Here is a 6,991-nt window from a genome sequence, read left to right on the forward strand (position 1 = left end):
CAATAAGGAACTGCAAAATGACCGAACTGAAGAACGATCGTTATCTGCGTGCGCTGCTGCGCCAGCCCGTTGATGTCACACCGGTGTGGATGATGCGCCAGGCGGGACGCTATCTGCCAGAGTACAAAGCCACGCGCGCGCAGGCGGGCGATTTTATGTCGCTGTGCAAAAACGCCGAGCTGGCCTGTGAGGTGACGCTCCAGCCGCTGCGCCGCTTCCCGCTGGATGCCGCCATTCTCTTTTCGGACATTCTTACCATTCCGGACGCGATGGGCCTGGGACTCTATTTCGAAACCGGCGAGGGCCCGCGCTTCACCTCCCCAATTAAAAGCAAAGCCGACGTCGATAAACTGCCGATCCCCGATCCGGAAGGCGAGCTGGGCTACGTGATGAACGCCGTGCGCACCATTCGCCGCGAGCTGAAGGGCGAAGTGCCGCTGATTGGCTTCTCAGGCAGCCCGTGGACGCTGGCCACCTATATGGTTGAAGGCGGCAGCAGCAAAGCCTTCACCATGATTAAAAAGATGATGTACGCCGAACCGCTGGCGCTGCATGCGCTGCTCGACAAGCTGGCGAAGAGCGTCACCCTCTACCTCAACGCGCAGATTAAAGCGGGCGCGCAGTCGGTGATGATTTTCGACACCTGGGGCGGCGTGCTGACCGGGCGTGATTATCAGCAGTTCTCCCTGTACTACATGCACAAAATCGTCGATGGCCTGCTGCGTGAAAACGATGGTCGCCGCGTGCCGGTAACGCTGTTCACGAAAGGCGGCGGCCAATGGCTGGAAGCGATGGCGGCCACCGGCTGCGACGCGCTGGGCCTCGACTGGACCACCGATATTGCCGATGCGCGCCGTCGCGTGGGCGACAAAGTGGCGCTACAGGGCAACATGGACCCGTCCATGCTCTATGCTCAGCCTGCCCGCATCGAAGAGGAAGTGTCGACTATACTGTCTGGTTTCGGCCAGGGTGAAGGCCACGTCTTTAACCTCGGCCACGGCATTCATCAGGATGTGCCGCCTGAACACGCAGGCGTATTTGTGGAGGCGGTGCATCGGCTTTCTGCCCAGTATCACAAGTAAGGAGTGGTTATGGATCTCGCGTCGCTACGCGCTCAGCAAATCGAACTGGCTTCATCGGTGATCCGCGAGGATCGTCTGGATAAGGATCCCCCGCAGTACATTGGCGGGGCGGACGTCGGGTTCGAGCAGGGCGGTGAAGTGACGCGGGCGGCGATGGTGGTGCTGAAATACCCGTCGCTGGAGCTGGTGGAGTACAAGGTGGCGCGTATCGCCACCACCATGCCCTATATTCCCGGCTTTCTCTCCTTCCGCGAATACCCCGCGCTGCTGGCCGCGTGGGAGCAACTCTCGCAAAAACCTGACCTGCTGTTTGTCGATGGGCACGGTATCTCCCATCCGCGGCGCTTAGGCGTCGCCAGCCATTTTGGTCTGCTGGTGGACGTGCCAACCATCGGCGTGGCGAAAAAACGCCTGTGCGGCGCGTTTGAGCCGCTCTCTGCCGAACCGGGCGCGCTGGCGCCGCTTATCCATAAAGGCGAGCAGCTGGCGTGGGTCTGGCGAAGTAAAGCGCGCTGTAATCCGCTGTTTATTGCCACCGGGCATCGGGTGAGCATGGACAGCGCGCTGGCGTGGGTGCAGCGCTGCATGAAGGGCTATCGATTACCGGAGCCAACCCGCTGGGCTGACGCCGTTGCCTCTTCACGTCCGGCATTCATTCGTTGGCAGGAAATTCAGCCGTGATTCAGGTAAACTGCGGCTAATTTTCGATTCGAGACATCATCATGTTACAAAACCCGATTCATCTGCGCCTTGAGAAGCTGGAAAGCTGGCAGCACGTGACGTTTATGGCTTGCCTGTGCGAGCGCATGTATCCCAACTATGCCGCGTTCTGTAAGCAAACGGAGTTTGGCGAAGGCCAGATTTATCGACGTATCCTGGATTTAATCTGGGAGACGCTGACGGTGAAAGACGCAAAGGTGAACTTCGATTCACAGCTGGAAAAGCTGGAAGAGGCGATCCCGGCGGCGGACGATTACGACCTGTACGGCGTTTATCCGGCTATCGACGCCTGCGTGGCGTTGAGCGAGCTGATCCACTCCCGTCTGAGCGGTGAAACGCTGGAGCACGCCATCGAAGTCAGTAAGGCGTCCATCACGACCGTCGCGATGCTGGAAATGACGCAGGAAGGCCGCGAAATGACCGACGAAGAGCTGCGTGCTAACCCGGCGGTTGAACAGGAATGGGACATTCAGTGGGAGATTTTCCGCCTGCTGGCAGAGTGTGAAGAGCGTGATATTGAGCTGATCAAAGGGCTGCGCGCGGACCTGCGTGAGGCCGGTGAGAGCAATATTGGTATAATTTTTAACCAATGAGACAACAAAACGTGATTTAACGCCTGTTTTGTCACTCCTCGACTCTTCCCTTTCGCCCCCCGTCTGGTCTACATTTGGGGGGCGAAAAAAAGTGGCTATCGGTGCGTGTATGCAGGAGAGTGCTTTTTTGGCATTTTCGTCGCACTCGATGCTTAGCAAGCGATAAACACATTGAAAGGATAACTTATGAACAAGACTCAACTGATTGATGTAATTGCGGACAAGGCTGATCTGTCTAAAGTGCAGGCTAAAGCTGCTCTGGAATCTACCCTGGCTGCTATTACTGAGTCTCTGAAAGAAGGCGATGCTGTACAACTGGTTGGTTTCGGTACCTTCAAAGTGAACCACCGCGCTGAGCGTACTGGCCGCAACCCGCAGACCGGTAAAGAAATCAAAATCGCCGCAGCTAACGTGCCGGCATTTGTTTCTGGTAAAGCACTGAAAGACGCAGTTAAGTAAGACGCGTGGCAGTGAACAGTTTTAACGAAGGGGCGGCAACGCCCCTTTTGTCATTCTGGCGTGGAACGCTCGCGCTGGCAGGCGTACTGTTGCTGTCTGCCTGTAGCCATGATTCCTCACTCCCCCCGTTTACCGCCAGCGGCTACGCTGACAACCAGGGCGCGGTCAGGATCTGGCGCAAAGATTCCAGCGATGAAGTCCATATGCTTACCGCGTTCAGCCCGTGGCATAACGGCAACACCTCGACCGCAGAGTACCGCTGGCAGGGCGATGCGCTGTCGCTGATTGAACTGAACATCTACAGCAAGACCCCCGAACACGTGAAGGTGCGTTTCGACGACCACGGCGAGCTGAGCTTTATGCAGCATGAAGTCAGTGGGTTGAAACAGCAGCTTTCCAGCGATCAGGTCGCCCTTTACCGCTACCGCGCCGAACAGCTCCGTCAGACCAGCGACGCGCTGCGTCAGGGCCGCGTGGTGCTGCGCCAGGGGCGCTGGCATGCCGATGGCACGGTGACCACCTGCGAAGGGCAGACCGTAAAGCCTGAGCTTGAATCCTGGGCAACCGAACACATTCAGCGCCGTCAGCGGCATTCGTCTATGGAAGTGAGCGTGGCGTGGCTTGAGGCGCCGGAAGGCTCTCAGCTGCTGCTGGTGGCGAACGAAGACTTCTGCACCTGGCAGCCGACAGAGAAAAGTTTTTGATTTAAGTTCCCTCTCCCTTGAGGGAGAGGGTTAGGGTGAGGGGGAAATTACTCCCCCTGCTCCCGCGCAATGGCACGATAACCGATATCCTGACGGCTAAAGCTGCCGTCCCAGTGAATATCCGCCATCAGCGCATAGGCGCGTTTCTGCGCTTCTGCCACGGTCTGGCCCAGTGCGGTCGCACACAGCACGCGGCCGCCGTTGGTCAGCACACGGTCGTCGTCAGCCAGCTTTGTCCCGGCGTGGAACACCTTCGCGCCGTCAATCTCTTCCAGCGGCAGGCCGTGGATCTCATCTCCAGTGCTGTAGTTCCCCGGATAGCCACCCGCAGCAATCACTACGCCCAGAGACGCGCGCTCGTCCCACTCTGAGGTTTTCTCGTCCAGCTTGCCTTCGCAGGCCGCCAGGCACAGATCCACCAGGTCGGATTTCATGCGCAGCATGATCGGCTGGGTTTCCGGATCGCCAAAGCGGCAGTTGAATTCGATCACCTTCGGGTTGCCCTGCTTGTCGATCATCAGGCCTGCGTAGAGGAAGCCGGTATAGGTGTTACCTTCCGCCGCCATGCCCTTCACGGTAGGCCAGATGATGCGGTCCATGGTGCGCTGATGCACCTCATCGGTAACAACGGGAGCAGGGGAGTAAGCGCCCATCCCGCCGGTGTTGGGGCCGGTATCGCCATTGCCCACGCGCTTGTGATCCTGGCTGGTGGCCATCGGCAGAACGTGCTCGCCGTCGACCATCACGATAAAGCTCGCCTCTTCGCCGTCGAGGAACTCTTCGATCACGATTCGGTGGCCCGCGTCGCCAAAAGCGTTGCCTGCCAGCATATCCTGAACGGCCGCTTCGGCTTCTTCGAGCGTCATCGCCACGATAACGCCTTTCCCGGCGGCCAGACCGTCGGCTTTGATGACAATCGGCGCGCCTTTTTCACGCAGGTAAGCCAGCGCGGGCTCGACGTCGGTGAAGTTCTGATACTCCGCCGTCGGAATGTTATGACGCGCGAGGAAATCTTTGGTGAAGGCTTTTGAGCCTTCCAGCTGTGCGGCACCTTCCGTTGGGCCGAAGATTTTCAGGCCAGCGGCGCGGAAGGCGTCTACGACGCCAATCACCAGCGGCGCTTCCGGGCCCACGATGGTCAGATCGATGTTCTCGGTCTGGGCAAAGCTCAGCAGCGCCGGGATATCGGTTACGCCGATGGCGACGTTTTGCAGCGCGGGTTCCAGCGCCGTACCGGCGTTACCCGGTGCCACAAAGACGGTTTCCACCTGCGGGGACTGCGCCGCTTTCCACGCCAGAGCGTGCTCGCGCCCGCCATTACCAATCACTAATACTTTCATTTTCTGCTCCGGGAATTAATGGCGGAAGTGGCGCATGTCGGTAAAGATCATTGCGATGCCGTGTTCGTCGGCAGCGGCAATCACCTCGTCATCGCGGATAGAGCCGCCAGGCTGGATCACACAGGTGATGCCCACCGCAGCCGCAGCATCAATACCGTCACGGAACGGGAAGAAGGCGTCAGAGGCCATGGCAGAGCCTTTCACTTCCAGGCCTTCGTCGCCTGCTTTGATACCGGCAATTTTCGCAGAGTAAACGCGGCTCATCTGGCCTGCGCCTATTCCGATGGTCATGTTCTCTTTGGCGTAAACAATGGCGTTAGACTTCACGAACTTCGCCACTTTCCAGCAGAACAGCGCGTCGCGCAGCTCCTGTTCGGTCGGCTGACGTTTGGTCACCACGCGCAGGTCAGCTTCTGTCACCATACCCAAATCGCGATCCTGAACCAGCAGACCGCCGTTCACACGCTTGAAGTCCAGGCCCGGCACGCGTTCCGCCCACTGACCGCAAACCAGCACGCGCACGTTCTGTTTTGCCGCAGTGATTTTCAGCGCTTCTTCTGATGCGGACGGCGCGATGATCACTTCGACAAACTGGCGGGAGATGATGGCCTGCGCGGTTTCGGCATCCAGCTCGCGGTTGAAGGCGATAATGCCGCCGAACGCGGAGGTCGGGTCGGTTTTGTAGGCGCGATCGTAGGCATCCAGAATAGAGGTGCTTACCGCAACGCCGCACGGGTTGGCGTGCTTGACGATAACGCAGGCCGGCTCGCTGAACTCTTTCACGCATTCCAGCGCGGCGTCGGTGTCAGCAATGTTGTTATAGGAAAGGGCTTTGCCCTGAACCTGCTGGGCGGTCGCAACGGAGGCTTCTTTTACCTCTTCTTCTATATAGAAGGCAGCCTGCTGGTGGCTGTTCTCACCGTAACGCATATCCTGCTTCTTAATGAAGTTCAGGTTCAGGGTGCGCGGGAAGCGGCCAGAGGGATCTTTGCTTTCACCATGGTAGGCAGGAACCAGGCTACCGAAGTAGTTGGCGATCATGCTGTCGTACGCGGCGGTGTGTTCGAAGGCTTTGATGGCGAGGTCGAAACGCGTTTCGAGAGTGAGGGAGCCGTCGTTAGCATCCATCTCATTAATAATGGCGCTGTAGTCGCTGCTCTTCACCACGATGGCCACATCTTTATGGTTCTTCGCCGCGGAGCGCACCATGGTTGGGCCGCCGATATCAATATTCTCAACCGCATCTTCCAGAGAGCAGCCTTCGCGGGCGACGGTCTGGGCAAACGGATAGAGGTTAACAACGACCATATCGATAGGCGCGATGTCATGCTGTTCCATAATGCCGTCGTCCTGACCGCGACGGCCCAGAATGCCGCCGTGTACCTTCGGATGCAGGGTTTTGACGCGTCCATCCATCATTTCCGGGAAACCGGTGTAGTCGGACACTTCGGTTACCGGCAGACCTTTATCTGCTAACAGGCGAGCGGTACCGCCTGTAGAAAGCAGCTCCACACCGCGTGCGGAAAGTGCCTGAGCGAATTCGACGATACCGGCTTTATCAGAAACACTGAGCAGAGCGCGGCGGACTGGACGACGTTGTTGCATGGTAAATCCCCTGGATTTCACGATTACAGAGAGCGTTAGATGAATTTTCCAGCGAAAAACTCATCTAACACACCTGACGAGGCCTCCTTGTTAAGCGCGAGCATTTTAACGAAAACGTTTGCGCAACGCTCGCATATTTTCACTTTTTCGAAGCGCTGTGGATAACTCTGTGTGTAAAAGGGTATAAGGCGGGGTTTTGCTGGGGAATGCAGCAGTCAGTCATTTTTCTGTCATTTAGCGGTTGCGGCCTGCGGAGAACTCCCTATAATGCGCCTCCATCGACACGGCGGATGTGAATCACTTCACAGACAACGCGGTCGGTTGAAGAGAAAAAATCCTGAAATAACGGGTTGACTCTGAAAGAGGAAAGCGTAATATACGCCACCTCGCGACAGAGCGCTGAAGCGCGTCGCAACTGCTCTTTAACAATTTATCAGACAATCTGTGTGGGCACTCAAAGTGACATGGATTCTTAACGTCGCAAGACG

7 protein-coding genes are annotated in these 6,991 nt (G+C 57.6%); 5 read left to right on the forward strand and 2 right to left on the reverse strand.

Annotation, left to right across the window (positions count from 1 at the left end):
- The first annotated feature begins 17 nt into the window (after positions 1 to 17).
- The 5 genes from hemE to A3466_RS07615 all read left to right on the forward strand — a co-directional run bounded on the left by hemE (position 18) and on the right by A3466_RS07615 (position 3,558).
- Complete coding sequence (gene hemE / locus A3466_RS07595) at positions 18 to 1,082, forward strand: uroporphyrinogen decarboxylase (RefSeq protein ID WP_028015107.1); 1,065 nt, start codon at positions 18 to 20, stop codon at positions 1,080 to 1,082.
- Positions 1,083 to 1,091: 9 nt separating this feature from the next.
- Entirely contained in the window at positions 1,092 to 1,763 is a 672-nt protein-coding gene (nfi, locus tag A3466_RS07600) for a deoxyribonuclease V (RefSeq protein ID WP_010425928.1), read from the forward strand.
- 41 nt (positions 1,764 to 1,804) lie between these two features.
- Entirely contained in the window at positions 1,805 to 2,395 is a 591-nt protein-coding gene (locus tag A3466_RS07605; protein ID WP_022646712.1) for a YjaG family protein, read from the forward strand.
- A 186-nt stretch (positions 2,396 to 2,581) separates the two neighbouring features.
- Positions 2,582 to 2,854, forward strand: coding sequence for a nucleoid-associated protein HU-alpha (hupA, locus tag A3466_RS07610; protein ID WP_002445246.1), 273 nt, complete (start codon positions 2,582 to 2,584; stop codon positions 2,852 to 2,854).
- 11 nt (positions 2,855 to 2,865) lie between these two features.
- Positions 2,866 to 3,558: a DUF1481 domain-containing protein gene (locus A3466_RS07615; protein ID WP_028015109.1), complete on the forward strand. Its 693-nt coding sequence runs from the start codon at positions 2,866 to 2,868 to the stop codon at positions 3,556 to 3,558.
- Positions 3,559 to 3,605: 47 nt separating this feature from the next.
- Here A3466_RS07615 and purD read toward each other — a convergent pair whose 3' ends face one another.
- On the reverse strand, positions 3,606 to 4,898 hold the full coding sequence (gene purD / locus A3466_RS07620) for a phosphoribosylamine--glycine ligase (RefSeq protein ID WP_063450077.1): 1,293 nt from the start codon (positions 4,896 to 4,898) through the stop codon (positions 3,606 to 3,608).
- 15 nt (positions 4,899 to 4,913) lie between these two features.
- Positions 4,914 to 6,503, reverse strand: coding sequence for a bifunctional phosphoribosylaminoimidazolecarboxamide formyltransferase/IMP cyclohydrolase (gene purH, locus A3466_RS07625; protein WP_049138094.1), 1,590 nt, complete (start codon positions 6,501 to 6,503; stop codon positions 4,914 to 4,916).
- Positions 6,504 to 6,991: the final 488 nt, after the last annotated feature.

This window comes from Enterobacter genomosp. S, assembly GCF_001631805.1.
GTDB classification, from domain to species: Bacteria; Pseudomonadota; Gammaproteobacteria; order Enterobacterales; family Enterobacteriaceae; genus Enterobacter; species Enterobacter quasihormaechei.